This window comes from Gordonia sp. NPDC003425 (assembly GCF_053588635.1).
In genome coordinates, this window is the sequence record NZ_JBSFQI010000001.1 from 161,490 (window position 1) to 179,859 (window position 18,370).

An 18,370-nucleotide genomic window follows, 5' to 3' on the forward strand; every position below is an offset into this window, starting at 1 on the left:
TCTGTCGTATCGCTGCCTGTCGTATCGCCGTCTGACGTGTCGCTGCCTGACGTGTTGCCGTCTGTCGTATCGCCGTCTGTCGTATCGCCGTCTGTCGTATCGCCGTCGCCGAGTGGTGTCGTCATGGGTCAAGTGTGGACCGGTCTGCTCGCATACCCGGCAGTTGTGTCCAAACCGGTGTCGGCCGTCCCGGTTACAGTGGCTTCATGGGGTCGACCGTCTCCGAAGATCGCGTCGGGGCGGTGTCGGCGTCCGGACTGCATGTGCTGTGGCGCCCGGGTATCGGCCTGGCCGTCTGGCTGGACCCCGCATATTCCACCCCGGCCGGAGACCAGCTCCCTGCCACATCTCCTCACCAGACCGGTACCGCACTCCCCGACGCCGTGTCCACACTGTTGGCGGGCAAACGTTTTCGCCGCGACATCGCACTCATCGGGCCCGACGGCCACCGAAATTTCGTCTCCGCAATGACGTTGGGGACGTCGTCGGCCGTCACCCTGCTCGACGCCACCCGGTCCCTGCCGGTCGGCGGGGATGTCCGCTGGTGCCGGCTGATCCTCGACGGCGTTCGCCGATTCGTCGATGCGGGCGCGGTGGTGCCGGCCGTCGTCGACGTCGCCGGGGAGACCGTGGCGCGGTGGCAGCCGATTCCCACCCCGTCGTGGCGCAGTTGGTGCACGGTGGTGGCCGCGGGCGCGCCGCAGGTGCTCCTGGACAACGGGGGTGCGTCCGCGCTGGGTGACCTCGCCGCCGAACTGACAGACTTCGAATGCCGCTCCCGCCTCGCCGCGTCGATACCGCGCCTGGGCCCGGTCGCACCGTCCACGCCGGTGCTCGCCTCCCTGGTCGACGGCGCCACGGTGCCACCGCAGGCACGCCATCCGGCCACCCGGACGGCCTGGAGTCAGTGGAACAGCAGTGCACCGCAAGATGATTCGACACTGATCTTCCGGCTGCACGAGCCCGAGGATCTACCCGCTCCCGACGATTCCTTCGGCGAGTGGGAACCCGACATCGCCATCGCGGAGCCCCGGTGGCGCCTGCAGGTGTGTCGCCGGGCACCCGACGGCCACACCGAACCGGTGCTCCCCCATCGTCTCGACGCCCACGACCTCGACCAGATGACCACCGAACTCGCTTCGGCGGTGCGGGCTTTCGGGGAACTCGCCCAGGCGGAACCGGACCGCACCACGCTCGATTTCCTGCTGGGTACCCGCGCGGTGGAGCAGTTGTTCGCCGAGGGAGCCGCCGCCCTGGGTGATGCGGGATTCCCGGTTCTGTTGCCGCGCACGATCGCCGACGTGCGGCCGGTCCTCGGTGTGCGGGCGACACCGGTTCCCGGTGGCGGCGCGCCGGCCAGAATGGTCGGGTTGCGTGAGGTGCGGGAGTTCGAATGGCGTCTGTCGCTGGGCGACGATCCCGAGGCCGTCACACTCACCGACGGTGACCTCGACGAATTGTCGCGCCAGAAGGGCGATCTGGTCCGGGTTCGCGGAGTATGGATGCGCGCCGAGGGCGCCGCCCTGACCCGCGCGGCAGCATTCATCCGGACCCAGCGCGCCCTGCGCGCCACCGACCAACCCGCCGACATGGGCGAGTTGTTCGGGCTGGTGGTCGACGGAGCCGGCAACGCGCCCGTACCCGTGACCTCGGTCGAAGGGTTGGGCTGGCTCGACGACATCGCGGCCGGGGGCGCGCTGCGGCCGGCGCCACTGAGTCCCCCCGCGGCACTGGCCACCGAACTCCGTCCCTACCAACTCCGTGGACTCGACTGGCTCTGGTATCTGTCGACACTCGGGGTCGGCGGTGTCCTCGCCGACGACATGGGCCTGGGCAAAACCGTTCAGGTGATCGCACTGCTGTGCCGTGAACGGGAGTCCACACCCCCTGGCGCAGTCACCGAACCCACCTTGATCATCTGTCCGATGTCAGTGGTGGGCAACTGGTTTCGCGAGCTGCAGCACTTTGCACCGCACCTACGGGTGGTGGTGCACCACGGCGCCGACCGTGCGCGCGGCAGCGAGTTCGGCACACGCACCGACGGCGTCGACGTGGTGTTGAGCACCTTCGCGATCGCCACCCGCGATCGCGGACTCCTGGCGGGCCGGTCATGGCGGCGCCTGGTGGTCGATGAGGCCCAGCACGTCAAGAACGTCAACACCGCGGCAGCCAAGGCGCTGCGGTCGATTCCGGCCGCCCATCGACTGGCACTGACCGGAACGCCGGTGGAGAACCGGCTGGAGGATCTGCGTGCGGTGATCGACCTGGTGAATCCCGGAATGCTCGGATCTGCGTCCGTCTTTCGCGCACGTTTCGCCGAGCCGATCGAACGTGACCGCGACCCCGGGGCGTTGCGCAGGTTGACCGGTCTCACGCGCCCGTTCATCCTGCGGCGGGAGAAGAGCGACCCGACGATCATCACCGATCTGCCGGAGAAGACCGAGATCACGGTGCGCGCCAACCTGACCGTCGAACAGGCAGCCCTCTACCGCGCGATCATCGACGATCTGATGGCCGCACTCCGCGTGAAGCAGCAACGCGCGATGCGCCGGCGAACCGTCCTCGCCGCCCTCACCCGCCTCAAACAGGTCTGCAACCATCCCGCCCACTACCTCGGTGACGGCTCGGCGATCATGCACCGCGAGCAGCACCGTTCCGGCAAGGTCGAATTGCTCGGCGACATGGCGGCCACCCTGGTCGCCGACGGTGACCGCGCCCTGGTCTTCACCCAGTTCGCAGTCTTCGGCGAGATGCTCTCGGCGTGGCTCGGCGATCTGCTCGAGACGCCGATTCCGCTGTTGCACGGCGGTGTCACGCGCACCGAACGCGACCGGATCGTCGGGGAGTTCGGGTCGGGGCACACCGGACCCCCGATCCTCGTGGCCACGTTGAAGGCCGGCGGCACCGGGTTGAATCTGACCGCCGCCAACCACGTGATCCACGTCGACCGATGGTGGAATCCGGCCGTCGAGGACCAGGCAACCGATCGCGCGTACCGGATCGGTCAGCATCAGCATGTGCACGTCCGCCGGTTCGTCTGCGTGGGGACACTCGAGGAACGCATCGACGACATGGTTGCCAAGAAGCGTGAATTGTCGCGGCTCACCGTCGCCGCGGGCGAGAACTGGATCTCCGATCTCGGCGACGACGAGTTGTTCGACCTGTTCCGGCTACGCGACGAGGCGGTCAGCGAATGAGCCGCGGAACGGTCCCGGTGCGGGGATACGCGTTGACGCGCTGGTCGCGCACGTTTGTGGACGTGGTGGAGGGACGCGCCGACATCGCGGGCGTGGGCGAGATCACCGAGTCGGCCGACAGCCGTCGTATCGCCAAGGCGCGCAGATACTTTCGAGACCGACACGTACATCGGCCGGCCATCACACCCGGACGGGTGACCGCGTCGGTGGAGGGCAGCCAGCTCGAGCCGTTCGAGGTGACCCTCACGATGCGCACCGTCGATGCCGCGACGGTCGCCGAGCTGCTGCGGGCCAACGGTGGGGTCGATGACGTGATGTCGGTGACACGCGGCCAACAGCCGGCGATGCTCGGCGGGTTGCTCGGCCCCACCGAATCGGCCGACGTCGTCTCGGACTGCACGTGTCCGGACGAGTCGTCGCGCTGCATCCACGTGCTCGCGGTGGCCTACGAGGTGGCCGCCGACATCGACCGCTCACCGCTGACGTTGCTGACGGTGATGGGCACGGACCTGTCATCGATCCTCGACGCGCTCGACGATCGCGCCGCGGGCGCTCCGCGGGGTGACGCTTCGGGCGACGACGGCCGCACGCCGCCGGCCGGCAACGACTTCTACGGTGACCACTCCCCGCTTCCGGCGCTGCCGCGTCCTGCGCGGATGAATCCGCTCACCGACCTCGACACCACCGCGCTGCGGACGGCGCTGCGGGCGTCCGGTGTTGCCCCGGGCGATATCGCCGAGGCCATCGACCAGCTCGGCGACCTCTACGACCGGCTCGATCCTCGCGACGCACCGGAGGGATCCGGCGCGTAGTATGTGCCTCCGCCAACCACGGAGGTCGTGCGGTGCAAGAGCATTCAGGAACGGACCAACCCACCACGTCGCGCGTGCACACGTTAGTGACACGGCTCCGGCTCGACCCCACGCTCATCCTCTCCTCGGCCGGGATCGTCGTCGCGGCCGCGGCCGTTCTGCTCGGTATCCGCGCTGCGTTCGGAATGCCGACCGCCTTGTCGTCGTACTTCTGTGTGCTGCTTCTCCTTGCACCGGCGATGCGGCTCCCGCTGCGCTGGCTGTTTGCCGCCGCAGGCTGGGCGCTCATCGTCGCCGTGGTGGGTTACGTCATCGGCGAGCACCGTGACGGCACCGGAGGGTTGGCACTCCTCGTGGTGGCGCTCGTCGTGGTGTGCCTGGCGCAGTCGGTGCTTCGGTTCGGCCAGGTGGCCACGATCTCGCGATCGCCGGTCAATCTGATCCTGTTTGCCGCGATGCCGTCCACCGGCGCCCAGGCCTGGCAGGTGGTGCTCGGAGCGACAATCGGTGCCGTCTTGGCGGTGATCGGTGCCATTGTTCTCGCGGCGAGCAGATCCGGTTCCGACGCCGACGAGGACCTGTCCGAGGCCGTACCCGCCGAGAAGGTGTCCGACCAGTTGCGCAGCGGCCTGTACCTCGCGGTGGGATGCCTGATCATCTTCCTGGTCGCAGAACTCTCACCGTTCGAGTTGCCGCGCGCACAGTGGTCGCTGCTCGCCTTCTGCATGATCTTGGCGGTGGATGCCCCGATGCGCAGTTCTCGAATGCGGGAACGGATCATCGGCACCATCGCCGGCGCCCTGGCCGCGAGTGCGCTCAGCGCCTTGCCATCGCCCATCCCGTTGATCCTGGCGGCGATCTGTGTCGTACTCTGCCTCGCCTACATCCGCGCCCACGACTACACGATGTACGTGATCTTCCTGACGCCCGCGGTGCTACTGACGTCCAGTGGAAAATCGACGTGGTCGCTGGCTCTCGAGCACGTGGAAGCGGTGCTCGCGGCGATCGTGATGGCCTTGGCGCTCACCACCCTCGACACCTGGGTCGGCAATCACCGCCGAGCCCGCTCGTCACGGTGACCGCCGGCAGCCGTCAGAAGTCCCAGTCCTCGTCCTCGGTGTTGACGGCCTTGCCGATCACATACGAACTGCCCGACCCGGAAAAGAAGTCGTGGTTCTCGTCGGCGTTGGGTGACAGCGCCGAGAGGATCGCCGGGTTCACGTCGGTGTCGTCGCGCGGGAACATCGCCTCGTAGCCGAGGTTCATCAGCGCCTTGTTGGCGTTGTACCGCAAGAACTTCTTGACGTCCTCGGTCAGACCCACTTCGTCGTAGAGCGCCTCGGTGTAGTCGGACTCGTTGTCGTACAGGTCGAACAGCAACTCGAACGTGTAGTCCTTGAGTTCCTGCCGACGCTGCGGTGACTGTGTCTCGAGCCCACGCTGATACTTGTAGCCGATGTAGTAACCGTGCACGGCCTCGTCGCGGATGATCAGTCGGATCAGGTCGGCGGTGTTGGTGAGCTTGGCCCGGCTCGACCAGTACATCGGCAGATAGAAGCCGGAGTAGAACAGGAACGATTCGAGCAGCGTGGAGGCCACCTTGCGCTTGAGCGGATCGTCGCCACGGTAGTAGTCCATGACGATCCTGGCCTTGCGCTGCAGTTGGTCGTTCTCTTCCGACCAGCGGAACGCCTCGTCGATCTCCTTGGTGGAACACAGGGTGGAGAAGATCGAGCTGTAGCTCTTGGCGTGGACCGACTCCATGAACGCGATGTTGGTGAGCACCGCTTCCTCGTGCGGGGTGGTGGCGTCCGGGATGAGCGACACCGCTCCCACCGTGCCCTGGATGGTGTCGAGCAAGGTGAGCCCGGTGAACACCCGCATGGTGAGTTCCTTCTCGTATGCGGTGAGCGTGTTCCACGACGGGATGTCGTTGGAGACCGGCACCTTCTCCGGCAGCCAGAAGTTGCCGGTGAGGCGATCCCACACCTCCGCGTCCTTCTCGTCGGTGACGCGGTTCCAGTTGATGGCCGAGACCCGGCTCACCAGCTTGATCGGTGCGCCGTCGGCGGGGCTGTGCGTCCCTGCGGTCATGGTGTCGCCTCCTGTGGCGGGTTGATGTTCATGGTGCGAACTGGGGTCGGTGGAGGTGGGATCGGTCAGGTCACGTGGACGAGGTCGAGGACACGAGCGGCCACAAAGTGGTCGCCGATGCGCTCGACGTCGTCGCGCGGTATGCGGTGCCAGACGGTCAGCAGCAAGTCTGCTGCCGAACCACGCAGCGCCACATCGGCTTTCGAATGCTCACGACGCCACTCGAAGCCGTCTGCGGTGATGTCGACAGACCATTCACCGTCGTCGACGTCGGTGGCGTGCAGGTGCATCGACCGCCCGGCGAGTTCGGGTGGCACTCCGGGCCCGCGGGCGATGGAGCGCTGCGCGAACACCTCGAACCACTCGTCGATCGCATCCGTGGCCAGCGCTGCGGGAATCGGCGTCGGCTCCGGCGGCTGCGTCGCCGACTCCAGATCCCACCGATGCACGGCAACTTCGTGCGCCTGTCTCCGGTACCAGAACGCGACGGTGCGTTCGCCGACGAATGTGGATGCGCGATCGTCGGGGTCGTGCGAACCCAACGTGCTCACCAACTGGTCACGCCCCTCGACGTACCAGTCGATCACCGCGTCCGGACCGGGCACCGGGATACCGTCGTAGCCGCGGTACAGCCGTGTGCCCGCAACCCGGTCGGCAGCCCACCGGTGGACCGCACCCACATGCCCGAGCAGGTCGTGCACCGTCCAGCCCGGGCAGGACGGCACGGCGATCGCCAAATCACCGACCGACGTCGATGCGAGGATCTCGCTCTCCGACTTGATCGCGGCGAGCCACTGTTCTGGTTCCATGCGGTCTGCTCCCGTGAAGCCGCCTGCGCTACAGCATGCAGGAGACGCAGTTCTCCACCTCGGTGCCCTCAAGGGCCATCTGGCGCAGCCGGATGTAGTAGAGCGTCTTGATCCCCTTGCGCCACGCGTAGATCTGGGCCTTGTTGACGTCGCGAGTGGTGGCGGTGTCCTTGAAGAACAGCGTGAGACTCAGCCCCTGGTCGACGTGCTGGGTGGCCGCCGCATAGGTGTCGATGATCTTCTCGTACCCGACCTCGTAGGCGTCCTGGTAGTAGTCCAGATTGTCGTTGGTCATATATGGCGCCGGGTAGTAGACGCGGCCGATCTTGCCCTCCTTGCGGATCTCGATCTTGGCGGCCACCGGGTGGATCGAACTCGTCGAGTGGTTGATGTAGCTGATCGACCCGGTGGGCGGCACCGCCTGCAGGTTCTGGTTGTAGATCCCGTCGCGCGCCACCGCTGCCTTGAGTTCGCGCCAGTCGTCCTGGGTGGGGATGGCGATCTCGGCCTGTGCGAACAACTCCCGCACCTTGTCGGTGGCGGGCAACCACTCCTGGTCGGTGTATTTGTCGAAGAACTCACCGGAGGCGTAGGTGGAACGCTCGAACCCGGCGAAGGCACGACCACGCTCACGCGCGATCGCATTGGATGCCCGCAACGCGTGGAACAACACGGTGTAGAAGTAGATGTTCGTGAAATCCACTCCTTCTTCGCTGCCATAGAAGATGCGTTCGCGCGCCAGGTAACCGTGCAGATTCATCTGCCCCAGACCGATCGCGTGAGAGTCGTTGTTGCCCTTCTCGATCGAGGGCACCGAGGTGATCGCGGTCTGATCGCTCACCGCGGTCAGCCCGCGAATCGCCGTCTCGATGGTCTGTCCGATGTCGGGTGAATCCATCGTCTTGGCGATGTTCAGCGAGCCGAGATTGCACGAGATGTCCTTGCCCACATGGGAGTAGGACAGATCGTCGTTGAACGTCGACGGTGTCGACACCTGCAGAATCTCCGAGCACAGGTTGGAGTGTGTGATCTTGCCGTCGATCGGGTTGGCCCGGTTCACCGTGTCCTCGAACATGATGTAGGGGTAGCCCGATTCGAATTGCAATTCCGCCAGGGTCTGGAAGAACTCGCGTGCCTTGATCTTCGTCTTGCGAATCCGGCGGTCCTCCACCATCTCGTGATACTTGTCGGTCACGTTGATGTCGGCGAAGGGCACCCCGTAGACACGTTCCACGTCGTACGGGCTGAACAGATACATGTCGTCGTTGTTCTTGGCCAACTCGAAGGTGATGTCGGGGATCACCACGCCGAGACTGAGCGTCTTGATGCGGATCTTCTCGTCCGCGTTCTCCCTCTTGGTGTCGAGGAACCGGTAGATGTCGGGATGATGCGCGTGCAGGTACACCGCACCGGCGCCTTGGCGGGCGCCGAGTTGGTTGGCGTAGGAGAACGAGTCCTCGAGGAGCTTCATGATCGGGATGACACCCGACGACTGGTTCTCGATCTTCTTGATCGGTGCGCCGTGCTCGCGAATGTTGCTCAACAGCAACGCCACACCGCCGCCCCGCTTGGACAGCTGGAGAGCCGAATTGATCGACCGCCCAATGGATTCCATATTATCTTCGATGCGAAGGAGGAAACAGCTAACCGGCTCACCGCGCTGTTTTTTGCCCGAGTTGAGGAACGTGGGCGTGGCCGGCTGGAACCTGCCGTCGATGATCTCGTCCACCAGATTGCGCGCCAGCGCGGTGTCGCCGTCGGCCAGCGTCAGGGCCACCATGCACACGCGGTCCTCGAAACGTTCGAGGTAACGCTTGCCGTCGAAGGTCTTGAGCGTGTAGCTCGTGTAGTACTTGAACGCGCCGAGAAATGTGGGGAAGCGGAACTTCTTCGCGTACGCGTGCCCGAAGAGCAGCTTGACGAACTCGCGGTCATACCGTTCGAGGACCTCGGCCTCGTAGTAATTCTCCTCGATCAGGTAGTCGAGCTTCTCGTCGAGGTCGTGGAAGAAGACGGTGTTGAGATTGACGTGCTGCAGGAAGTACTGGTGCGCCGCCTCACGATCCTTGTCGAACTGGATCCGCCCGTCGGCGTCGTACAGGTTCAGCATCGCGTTGAGCGCGTGATAGTCGAGTTCGCCCGGATCGTGACCCGACGGCCCGGCATGCACTCCCGACTTGCTGGCCGAGGTGGTGGTGTCGGTGGTCGCGTCGGAGAGGGATGTGGTTGGCGACACGAAGAACTCCTGTGCAGCTAGAGGATGGGGTATGGCTGAGGACGGTGCTGACACGAACGAGGCTAGTAACGGGGTGCGACAGTCAGGCGCCGCGGGCGACCGATGTCGCGAACGCATCGCTCTCGGCGAACTCGGCGAGTCCGCGACGGACGCGCTCCACGTCCTCGGCGGTGCCCATCAGTTCGAAGCGATACAGATACGGCACCGAGCACTTCGCGGAGACGATGTCGCCGGCGAGGCAGTACTCTTCACCGAAATTCGTGTTGCCCCCGGCGATCACGCCGCGGATCAGCGAACGGTTGTGCGGATTGTTCAGGAACTTGATCACCTGCTTGGGCACGAAGCCGCCGCCGATACCCGACGACACCTTTCCACCCCCGTAGGTGGGACAGATCAGGACGTACGGCTCGTCGACGGTCACACCCCCCGCCACGCCGCCACTCAGCGGGATGCGCACGGCACGCACGCCGAGTTTGCCGACGAAGCGGTGGGTGTTCTCCGACACGGACGAGAAATAGACCACCAGCGGACCCGCCGTGGTGGTGGGTGATTGCATGGATGTTGAGTCGGTGGACATCATGATCGATCCGGCTTCCCCTTCGGATCGTGGGCGCGAACCTCAGGCAGCTGCCGCGGCCAGCGCCTTGATGCGGTCGAGACGGAAGCCCGACCAGTGCTCATCGCCCGCCACGACCACCGGGGCCTGCAGATAACCGAGCGCCATCACGTAATCGCGGGCCTCCGCGTCCTGGCTGATGTCGACGACCTCATAGGACAGACCCTGCTTGTCGAGAGCCTTGTAGGTGGCATTGCACTGGACGCAGGCCGGCTTGGTGTAGACGGTGATGGCCATTCGATCGCTCCTTCAGAAGGTGAGGTAGTCGAGGAGTCCTGGTGTGGCTCGCTACGAAACACTGGCGGTTCGGACGGTTTCCCAGAGTGAACTATGTGACTCAGGTCACCGATCCACCGCCTTCTCCGAGTCGCCCATTCCGGGGTTCGTCGTCGGCCTTGCTGGTGTGGAAAACACTACACCTAGTGTCTGACATTTGGGGTCACCACTAGAAGTTGTGAATCACATTCGTGAAAGTCGCTGGTCACCGGCGGTGCAGAATCTCGAATTGCCGCGTGTCGCGGCGCGTCGCGGCGCGCGCCGACGACCGAAACGCGCTCGACGCATCACAATCGTGTGATTCACCCGTATCCGCCGCCGGCGAGAGCCGGTGCCCAGACCAACGCCCGACACACAGTCAGGGAATGTTTCACGGCGCCGAATCGCTACACTGGAGTGAGACAACCGGACCATGGTCCGATTAATTCCCACACGATCGGGTCTCATCCCGTTCACCATCCTGTCGACCGTTAGGCTCATCGCATGCGCAAGCACATCGAGGACGGCCCGCTCCCGTTGCACGTGCACGGGCGCCCGGACAGCGAACGCGCAGACACCGAACGCGCAGACGCGGCCCGCAACCGGCAGCTGCTGCTGGCGGCGGCCAAGAGTCTCATCGACAACCACGGCGCCGCCGCGGTGACGATGGACGCCGTGGCGCGCGAAGCCGGGGTGGGCAAAGGCACCGTCTTCCGCCGCTTCGGCAGCCGGACCGGACTGATGTTCGCGTTGCTCAACCACTCCGAGTCCGAACTGCAACAGGCCTACCTCTCGGGTCCCGTACCGCTGGGTCCCGGCGCTGATCCGCTCGACCGACTCCTCGCCTATGGACGCGCGCGGCTGAAGATGAACCTCGACCACCTCGACATCCTGCTCGAGGCGGGCACCGACAACGGGGAGTTCTGGGATCACCCGGTGATGCGGGCGTCCACCCAGCACGTCCAGATCTTGTTGCGGCAGGTCGGGTTCCCCGACCCACTCGACGTCGTGGCGACGGCGATTCTGGCGCCGCTGGGCGCCGCCCCCCTGCGGCACCTGACCCGTGTGGTCGGCCTGGATTACGCGTCGATCCTGGCCAGTTGGGAGCGGATGGTCACCACGTTGGCCGCCGGACTGGGTCCTCGCTGACCCCACCCCTACTCGACGCGCGGACGAGTCCGATCCCCTTTAGCCTGGTGACACCTGGCGAAAGGAACGACCGTGAAGGCTGTCATCATCGGCGCGGGAATGGGTGGGATGAGTGCGGCGATCGCACTCAAACAGCTCGGCTTCGATGTCGAGGTCTATGAGCAGGTCACCGAGAACAAGCCGGTGGGCGCGGCCATCTCCGTCTGGTCCAACGGCGTCAAATGCCTCAACCATCTCGGGCTGGAGAAGGAAACCGCCGACCTCGGCGGCATCGTCGACACCATGAGTTACATCGACGGGCACACCGGAGACACCATGTGCCGCTTCAGCATGCAGCCGCTGATCGACGAGGTCGGGCAGCGCCCCTACCCCATCGCACGCGCCGAGTTGCAGCTGATGCTCATGGAGGCCTACGGAATCGACGACATCCACTTCGGTAAGCGGATGTCGTCGGTATCCGACGGTCCCGATGCCGCGACGGTCGAGTTCACCGATGGCACCTCCGACTCCGCGGACGTGGTCATCGGCGCCGACGGCGCCAAGTCGATCACCCGGGAATACGTCCTCGGCGGCCCGGTCACCCGGCGCTACGCCGGGTACGTCAACTTCAACGGCCTCGTCGCCACCGACCCCTCGATCGGCCCGGCCACCGAGTGGACCACCTACGTCGGTGACAGCCGCCGGGTCTCGGTGATGCCCGTGGCCGGCGACCGCTTCTACTTCTTCTTCGATGTTCCGATGCCCGAGGGCGAACCCTTTGAGCGCGGCACCGCCCGCGAAGTACTCGCCGAGGAGTTCGCCGACTGGGCACCGGGTGTGCAAAAGCTCATCGAGACCCTCGACCCCGCCACCACCAACCGTGTGGAGATCCTCGACCTCGATCCGTTCCATACCTGGGTCAAAGGCCGCGTCGCGGTGCTCGGCGACGCCGCCCACAACACCACACCCGACATCGGTCAGGGCGGCTGTTCGGCCATGGAAGACGCTGTGGCACTGCAGTTCGCATTCAAAGAACACCCCGACGACGTCCATGCAGCGCTCGTCGCCTACGAGGCGTCTCGCACCGAGCGAGCGGGCGACCTGGTGCTGCGTGCCCGCAAGCGCTGCGACGTCACCCACGGCAAGGACCCGGAGAAGACGTCCGCCTGGTACGCCGAGCTACGCGACGAGGACGGCTCCAACATCATCCGCGGCATCGTCGGCAACATCATGGGCGGACCGCTCACGTCCTGACCCGTCATCGGGCGACCGGGCCCGACCGTGAGTTTCCCGGCCGTCAGTTGCCCGGCGGCGTGAGCCGTCAGTTGCCCGGCGGCGTGAGCCGTCAGTTGCCCGGAGGCGTGATCGGCCGCCCCTGCTCGTCGGCCGCGATCCCGTCGTGGGAGACCAGCGCATTCTCCCTCGAGAGTGTGGGACCCGCGGCCAGCAGCGACACCACCGCCCAGGGGGCGGGCGAAGGCGAATCACCCAGTCCCAGAAGCGTTCCCGTAGCCTTGTCGGGCACTCCGAATCGCACACCGGTATCGCCGACGAAGAACCGCGACTCGGCACGGGCGCTGTCCGGCTCGTTCCCGGTGACCTGGATGTACTCGCCGCTGCCGGGTGCGAGATACACATGGTCGACGCCGGGCCCGCCGCCGTCGGCCGTGGCCACGTCGACGGCCTTCGCGCCGGCGGGCACCGGCAGCTGCCGGCCCACCAGAAGTTGGGTGGTCGCATTCGGTTCACCGGCGTCGCGCCGCCACACACGGCATGCGGTGGGTGACGTCTGGGCGTCCACCAAATGCGGTGTGACGGTGGGGAAATCATCCACCGGTAGGGCGTGTCGCACCGGTAGGGAAGCCACCGCGCCGGGCGCCACGGTGGCCACCGGCGCGGCACCCTCCCGGTCGGCGAGGCGCAGGATCTCGGCGGTCGCCGCCGAGATCGGCTGGACCCCATCACGCAGCGCGACAAAGTACTGCGGCACGTCGTCGATACCCGTCGACTTGATCACTGCCCCCACCGCCACCCCGGCCAGCGGCCCGGCACCGCCCGCCCCGTCGACGCGTGGCAGGGTGAGGTCGTCGACCTCCGGGAAAGTGTTGAGCAGGCCGGTGGCGATCGGCCGTGGAGTGACCCCCTCGAGCGCGAGCGCGCGCATCACCGGCACGCTGGCCGTGTCGACGCGTGCACGCACCGACACCGTCGCCGATGCCCGCTGCAGCTGATAGACGAGGAAGGTGTCGGTGCCGTCGGTCACCAACAGCGCGGCATCGCGCTGCGCCACGTCGATGCCGTCACCGAGTGCGGGTGGCGCAGCAAGCACCGACAACCGGCGGGATGAGGCGTCGGCCGAGGACGGGTCGGTGTGCTCGCCGACGGGTCCGTCGCACACCGTCCACACCGAGATGTCCGGATGCGCCGACGACGGCAACGCGAACGGCGCACCGGGAATCCCCAGCAGCGGGCCGCGCGGATAGCGCGCCAGCTTGCGATCACTCACCGAGGCAGGCGTGGCCGAACTGCCGGTGATCAGTCGTGCGGATGCCAGATTCAGGACCGGGTGCAGGGTGCCGTCGATCAGGACGTAGGTTCCGCCGGTCTTGCCGGCGATGATGTTCGCCTTGCCCACCGAACCCTGCGGCGACACCAGCCCCCAGATCCCGAATCCGGCCAGCGCCAGCAACGCGAGCACGGTCCCGACGACCAACGCCCGCGACTGGGAACGCATCGGGTCGTGCAGCATCCGGACATCGCGGCGGACCAGCGCGTGCTCGAGTCGGCGCAGCAGGAAGCGATATCCGTTGACCTGAGCCTTCGTGGTCAGCTGACGGGCCATCGCTCCCCCTGTGTACATGTGCGCGCCACCGCCGGTCGCGGTACTCGCGCGTCGCAGCACGCGCCGCGTCCGTCGAGTGTGACGGGCGGCGCCCGCGTCCGGTTCCCCCCGGCGGCGATCGGCGTTCGTTCGAACGACATGGCCGCCGGCGCGGTGGATTCCGCCGCGCGTCCGGCCGCGGCGCGGTAGTAGCCTAACCGAAACCCGATCACCGGCAGCGACGTGTCCGGGTGCCGGGGCGGACTTCGAGGGGGCGGTCGATGACGGTGACGACGCAGCGCCGTGCCGTGTCCACGGCATCGCGTCGGATGCCACACCTGCCCGGTCTGGCGACTCTTGTCGGTGTGCAGGTGCTCCTCGCCCTCGGCATGATCATCTGGATCGCGTCGGGCAGTCCCTGGGGGTGGATCGCACTGCTCACCGCATTGCTGATCGCCCTCGCGTTCATTCCGCTGGGCGAGCGCGCCTCGGCGGCGGCGGCGGGCACACGCCGCATCGGCTTCGCCTGGTCACGCATGCGACGGCGCTCCGCCGAGCTGACGCCCGCTCCGTTCGACATACCCATCACCCGGCCGCCGGCCCGCGGTGCGCGAACGGCGCAGGACCCCGGTGGACATGTCGGCGCGCGCTGGGCCGGCGGCACTCTCATCACGGTGTTGCGCGTCTCCCCCGCAGCACCGGCCCCCACCCATCTCACCCCGCACGGCGGCATTCCGGGTACCGACGAGGGCCAGCTGATTCCGCTGACCGCCCTGGCCATGTGTATCGACCCGTTCGACATCCCGCTGGCCTCGATCGACGTCATCACACGTGGGGTGCGCCTCGGGGGAACCGGCCGGGTCGCCGCCGCCTACGACCGCACACTGGGGCCACTGCCCGCCACCGCCCATCGCTCGGTCTACGTCGTCTTGCGCCTGGACCCCACCGATTGCGCCGACGCGGTGGCCCGACGAGGCGGGGGCGCAACCGGCGCACTGCGCACGGCCACCATCACCACCCGGCGTGTGGCCCGGCGGCTCACCGAGACCGGACTGCAGGCCGTACCCCTCAATGCCGCTGAAATCACCTCTGTCACAACGCAGTTGACCGAAGGGGCGGCACTGGAGAGCACGTCCGAGGAGTGGCAGGGGGTGCATGCGGGCCGAGTCCGGATTCGCACCGCCGCCATCGAGCCCGCCGACCTGGGCCGGGTGCTGTCCACCGCCTGGGTGAACCAGGCGCTGTCGACCACGACGGCGCTGCGCCTGGCCAACGGCCCCGACGGACGCCTACGGGTCAGCGCACTCCTACGTGTCGCCGAACTGCCCGATGCCGGCCGCGCGATCACCGCGTGGCCGCGGGGCGCGTGGCCGGTCGACGGGCGTCAGTTCGACGCCCTGACCGCCACCATCCCCACGGCCGCCTCCGCACGGTTGTTCCGGCACCTGCCCGCCACCTCGGGGGGCGCCGCATACGACCTGCTCGCAGCCATCGCGCTGCCGGCCGCGGGCTGCGGACAACTCGTCGGCGCCGATCACCTCGGCCGGGCCGTGGCGATCCCGCTGTACGGTCCCGATGTTGCCGACGTCGCGGTGATCGGTGGACATCGTCTGGCCACACTGCTGACCGCGCGTATCGTCGCGACGGGCGCGGCCGTCGTGGTGCACACCACCCGGCCCGATCGGTGGGCACGACTGGCGGAATCCGTCGGCGACCCGCGGCAATTCTCGGTCCACCAGCGTCATCCCGGTGCCGCAGGTCACTTCGGGGTGGAGGTGTACGACGGGGTGGCGCCACACCCAGCGCCGGCGGGCACCACCCGGCTCTTCCTCACGCAGACCGACGCGCCGGAGGTCGCCTCGGCGACGATCGTGTTGATGCAGGATCCGCGTTCCCCCCAAGACATCACGGTCACGACCCCGGACGACCGGTTCCGCGTGACCATGGTCGCCACCGACGAGGAATGGACCCTGATCGGGTCCGGACCGACGGCACGATCCGTCCCGCCTAGGCCGTTCCCGCCAGCGGCACCAGGGCCCGGAAGAACACCGCGCGGCTAGCGGCCGCGCGCACCACCACATCGGGATCACCGTCGGCAAGCCAGACCGCACGGCCCTGCGGAACGGTGAGCGAATCGCCGGTGCCGGGTCGGACCTCGACCGAGCCGGACAACACCATCAGGATTTGCGGTCCCGGCATGTCGAAGCAGATCGAGGACGCATGAAGCATGCCCGTGCCGTCGAGTTCCACACTGGAGAGCCGGAATTCGCCGAACGGCGTCAGGTAGACCCGCTCGGCGCCGACCATCCGGATGCGGGGTTGTAGCTCGTCCTCCGCGACGGGCGTGAAGTCGAGGACCTTGAGCAACTCGGGCACGTCGATGTGCTTGGGGGTCAAACCGCCGCGCAGCACGTTGTCGGAGTTCGCCATGATCTCCACGCCCGTACCCCGCAGATAGGCGTGCAGATTACCCGCCGGCAGGTACAGGCCCTGCCCCGGACTCAGCGACACCCGGTTGAGCAGCAGGGACGCGAGTACGCCCGGATCGTTGGGATACATCTCGCCGAGTTCGAGGACCGTCCGCAGTTCCTTCACGAAGGGGGTGCCACCGGCCTCGAGCGCACCGACCGCCGCCGCGAGTACGGCCGGGACCAGCGCCCGGATCGAGGCCTCGGGCAGCGTCAGCCACGTGGTGAACAGGGCACGCAGGCCTTCGCGGTCGGGCTGCCCGGCCAGCATCCCGAGGAAGGGGTCGAGCTCGCTGATCTGCAGTGCGCGCAGCAGTTCGATGGTCCGCCCCGGGTCCCGGAAACCTGCCAGCGCGTCGAAGTCGGTCACCGCGACGATCAGTTCGGGTTTGTGCCAGGGGTCCTTGTAATTGCGGTCCGACGCGTCGAGGGGAACGCCCTGCGCATTCTCGCGGTCGAACCCCTCGCGTGCCTGGGCGGCGCTCGGATGTGCCTGCAACGACAGGGGCTCCTCGGCGGAGAGATACTTCAGCAGAAACGGCAGCCGCTTGCCGAACTCCGCGGTGCACCCGGCGCCCAATGCGAAGACGGGGTCGGAGTCGATCACGGTGAGCAGATCCGAGACCGGCCGGTTCTGCGCGTCGAGCACATGTGCCGGACCCTGCGGGTGCGCGCCGAACCACAACTCGGCCTCCGGGTGTGGCGACGGGACCGGCATCCCGCGCAACGACGCGATCGCGGTCCGCGAACCCCACGCATAGGGCCGCACCACACCCTCGAGTACCTTCATCGAACCCCGCCCGCGGTCAATGCCAGATAGACCGCCGCCATCTCCACCCGCTCGGCCACGACGAGCAGCGACGCCAGGTCGGTAGGTGCGTCGCCGAGATCGTCGGGTCCTGCCGGGCCACCGGCAGGAGTTGCGGGCGAGGCCTGCTCACCCACCACCACGTCCGCGTCCGGCATTCCCGCCGCCACCTGGCGCGTGTACCACTCCCGGGCAGCGGTGGTGGCCACGAACACCCGGGGCGGCGGATCGGCCGCAGGACCATCGATGTCCGGGTCGAAGAAGATGGGATCGACCTCGGGTCGACGATTCGCCCAGATTTGCCTGGACGTCTGCGCAGCCGTGGCGAGATCGCTTGTGCCGCAGACGATTCCAGATACCGAGAGCAGTGTTGCGGCATTGTGGGATGCGATCACGGTGGCGGCGGGACCGTCGCCGGTCCACACCGTCGGGCGTTCACCGATTCGTGCGGCCAGCAACTTCGCCTGATTGTGAAACGTCTCGCGGGAGGAGTGGTTTGCGGCCGCCTCCGCGTCGAGGGCATCGGCCACGTCATCCAGACGCGGCATGGCACCGGTGAGCCGCACCCCGGTCAGCGACGCGAACACCGCGAACAGCGCCGCGACGTTGCCGGCGAAGGCGAAGCGCCGGTCGACATGCACCCGGGGCGAGGCGTCGATTCCATTTCCGGACAGCGCATCCCGCAGTGGACCTTCGATCGGGGCGACGACGACCACTTCGGCGCGGCGCCGGGACGCGCGCGCCGCGGCGTCCGCGAGAACCATGTCACCGGCGTCGTCGCCGACCACCACGACGACGTCGAGCGGACCGATCCACCCGGGTAACGACGGACAGGAGACAATCGGGACGTCCAGGCGCCCGGCCAACAGCGCCGACACGCATGCGCTCGCCGCCCGTGCTGTACCGGTGGCCGCGCACACCACCACCACACTGCGCGGCCGCAGCTCGTCGAGTGGCTCGAACACGCCCTCCCGGAGTGCCTCGGCCACCGCGCGTACCTGCGCGCCACCGAGGGCCGCCACCGGGAGCAGTCCGTCGACGTCGGCCGCGATCAGATCGTCGACGTCGTCGAGGTCGGGAGCACCGGTTCGCATGACACTCAGCCTAGCGATGCACGACGCTCGCC

At 67.2% G+C, this 18,370-nt stretch carries 14 protein-coding genes; 6 read left to right on the forward strand and 8 right to left on the reverse strand.

All coding sequences use genetic code 11. The features are described from left to right. Positions 1-206: 206 nt before the first annotated feature. From ACWDTD_RS00760 to ACWDTD_RS00770, 3 genes are all read left to right on the forward strand, one after another. Positions 207-3,197 carry a DEAD/DEAH box helicase gene (locus ACWDTD_RS00760; RefSeq protein ID WP_449745149.1) on the forward strand — a complete coding sequence of 997 codons (2,991 nt, stop codon included), beginning with the start codon at positions 207-209 and terminating at the stop codon, positions 3,195-3,197. Next, the gene (locus tag ACWDTD_RS00765) at positions 3,194-4,009 is read left to right on the forward strand and encodes an SWIM zinc finger family protein (protein ID WP_449745150.1); all 816 of its coding nucleotides are present in this window, start codon (positions 3,194-3,196) and stop codon (positions 4,007-4,009) included. Before ACWDTD_RS00760 ends, ACWDTD_RS00765 begins: the two co-directional genes overlap by 4 nt. 74 nt (positions 4,010-4,083) lie before the next feature. Next, complete coding sequence (locus ACWDTD_RS00770; RefSeq protein ID WP_449745151.1) at positions 4,084-5,088, forward strand: FUSC family protein; 1,005 nt, start codon at positions 4,084-4,086, stop codon at positions 5,086-5,088. 13 nt (positions 5,089-5,101) lie between these two features. Here the strand turns inward: ACWDTD_RS00770 and nrdF are convergent, their stop codons facing one another. The 5 genes from nrdF to nrdH form a co-directional block, all read right to left on the reverse strand. After that, entirely contained in the window at positions 5,102-6,103 is a 1,002-nt protein-coding gene (gene nrdF, locus ACWDTD_RS00775; RefSeq protein ID WP_449745152.1) for a class 1b ribonucleoside-diphosphate reductase subunit beta, read from the reverse strand. Between the two features lie 65 nt (positions 6,104-6,168). After that, the gene (locus tag ACWDTD_RS00780; protein ID WP_449745153.1) at positions 6,169-6,912 is read right to left on the reverse strand and encodes a maleylpyruvate isomerase family mycothiol-dependent enzyme; all 744 of its coding nucleotides are present in this window, start codon (positions 6,910-6,912) and stop codon (positions 6,169-6,171) included. 28 nt (positions 6,913-6,940) lie between these two features. Then, on the reverse strand, positions 6,941-9,148 hold the full coding sequence (nrdE, locus tag ACWDTD_RS00785; RefSeq protein ID WP_449745154.1) for a class 1b ribonucleoside-diphosphate reductase subunit alpha: 2,208 nt from the start codon (positions 9,146-9,148) through the stop codon (positions 6,941-6,943). 82 nt (positions 9,149-9,230) lie between these two features. After that, a complete protein-coding gene (gene nrdI / locus ACWDTD_RS00790) occupies positions 9,231-9,704 on the reverse strand; it encodes a class Ib ribonucleoside-diphosphate reductase assembly flavoprotein NrdI (RefSeq protein WP_449745155.1) in 474 nt (157 codons plus the stop codon). A gap of 63 nt (positions 9,705-9,767) precedes the next feature. Next, complete coding sequence (gene nrdH, locus ACWDTD_RS00795; protein WP_449745156.1) at positions 9,768-10,001, reverse strand: glutaredoxin-like protein NrdH; 234 nt, start codon at positions 9,999-10,001, stop codon at positions 9,768-9,770. Positions 10,002-10,523: 522 nt separating this feature from the next. Here nrdH and ACWDTD_RS00800 point away from each other — a divergent pair. Beyond that, a complete protein-coding gene (locus ACWDTD_RS00800) occupies positions 10,524-11,168 on the forward strand; it encodes a TetR/AcrR family transcriptional regulator (protein ID WP_449745157.1) in 645 nt (214 codons plus the stop codon). A gap of 72 nt (positions 11,169-11,240) precedes the next feature. Next, positions 11,241-12,401, forward strand: a complete 1,161-nt coding sequence (hpxO, locus tag ACWDTD_RS00805) for an FAD-dependent urate hydroxylase HpxO (RefSeq protein WP_449745158.1) — start codon at positions 11,241-11,243, stop codon at positions 12,399-12,401. 91 nt (positions 12,402-12,492) lie between these two features. On the opposite strand, the gene eccB is transcribed toward hpxO, so the two are convergent. Further along, positions 12,493-13,989, reverse strand: coding sequence for a type VII secretion protein EccB (gene eccB, locus ACWDTD_RS00810; RefSeq protein ID WP_449745467.1), 1,497 nt, complete (start codon positions 13,987-13,989; stop codon positions 12,493-12,495). A 260-nt stretch (positions 13,990-14,249) separates the two neighbouring features. Between eccB and eccE the strand changes: the two genes are divergently transcribed. Next, positions 14,250-16,028, forward strand: coding sequence for a type VII secretion protein EccE (eccE, locus tag ACWDTD_RS00815; protein WP_449745159.1), 1,779 nt, complete (start codon positions 14,250-14,252; stop codon positions 16,026-16,028). Here the strand turns inward: eccE and manA are convergent. Together manA and ACWDTD_RS00825 are read right to left on the reverse strand one after the other, a co-directional pair. Continuing rightward, positions 15,976-17,226 (reverse strand): mannose-6-phosphate isomerase, class I, encoded by a 1,251-nt coding sequence (gene manA / locus ACWDTD_RS00820; RefSeq protein ID WP_449745160.1) that lies wholly within the window; start codon positions 17,224-17,226, stop codon positions 15,976-15,978. The two genes, eccE and manA, sit on opposite strands and share 53 nt — an antisense overlap. Continuing rightward, positions 17,223-18,338: a hypothetical protein gene (locus ACWDTD_RS00825; RefSeq protein ID WP_449745161.1), complete on the reverse strand. Its 1,116-nt coding sequence runs from the start codon at positions 18,336-18,338 to the stop codon at positions 17,223-17,225. Before ACWDTD_RS00825 ends, manA begins: the two co-directional genes overlap by 4 nt. Positions 18,339-18,370 lie beyond the last annotated feature (32 nt).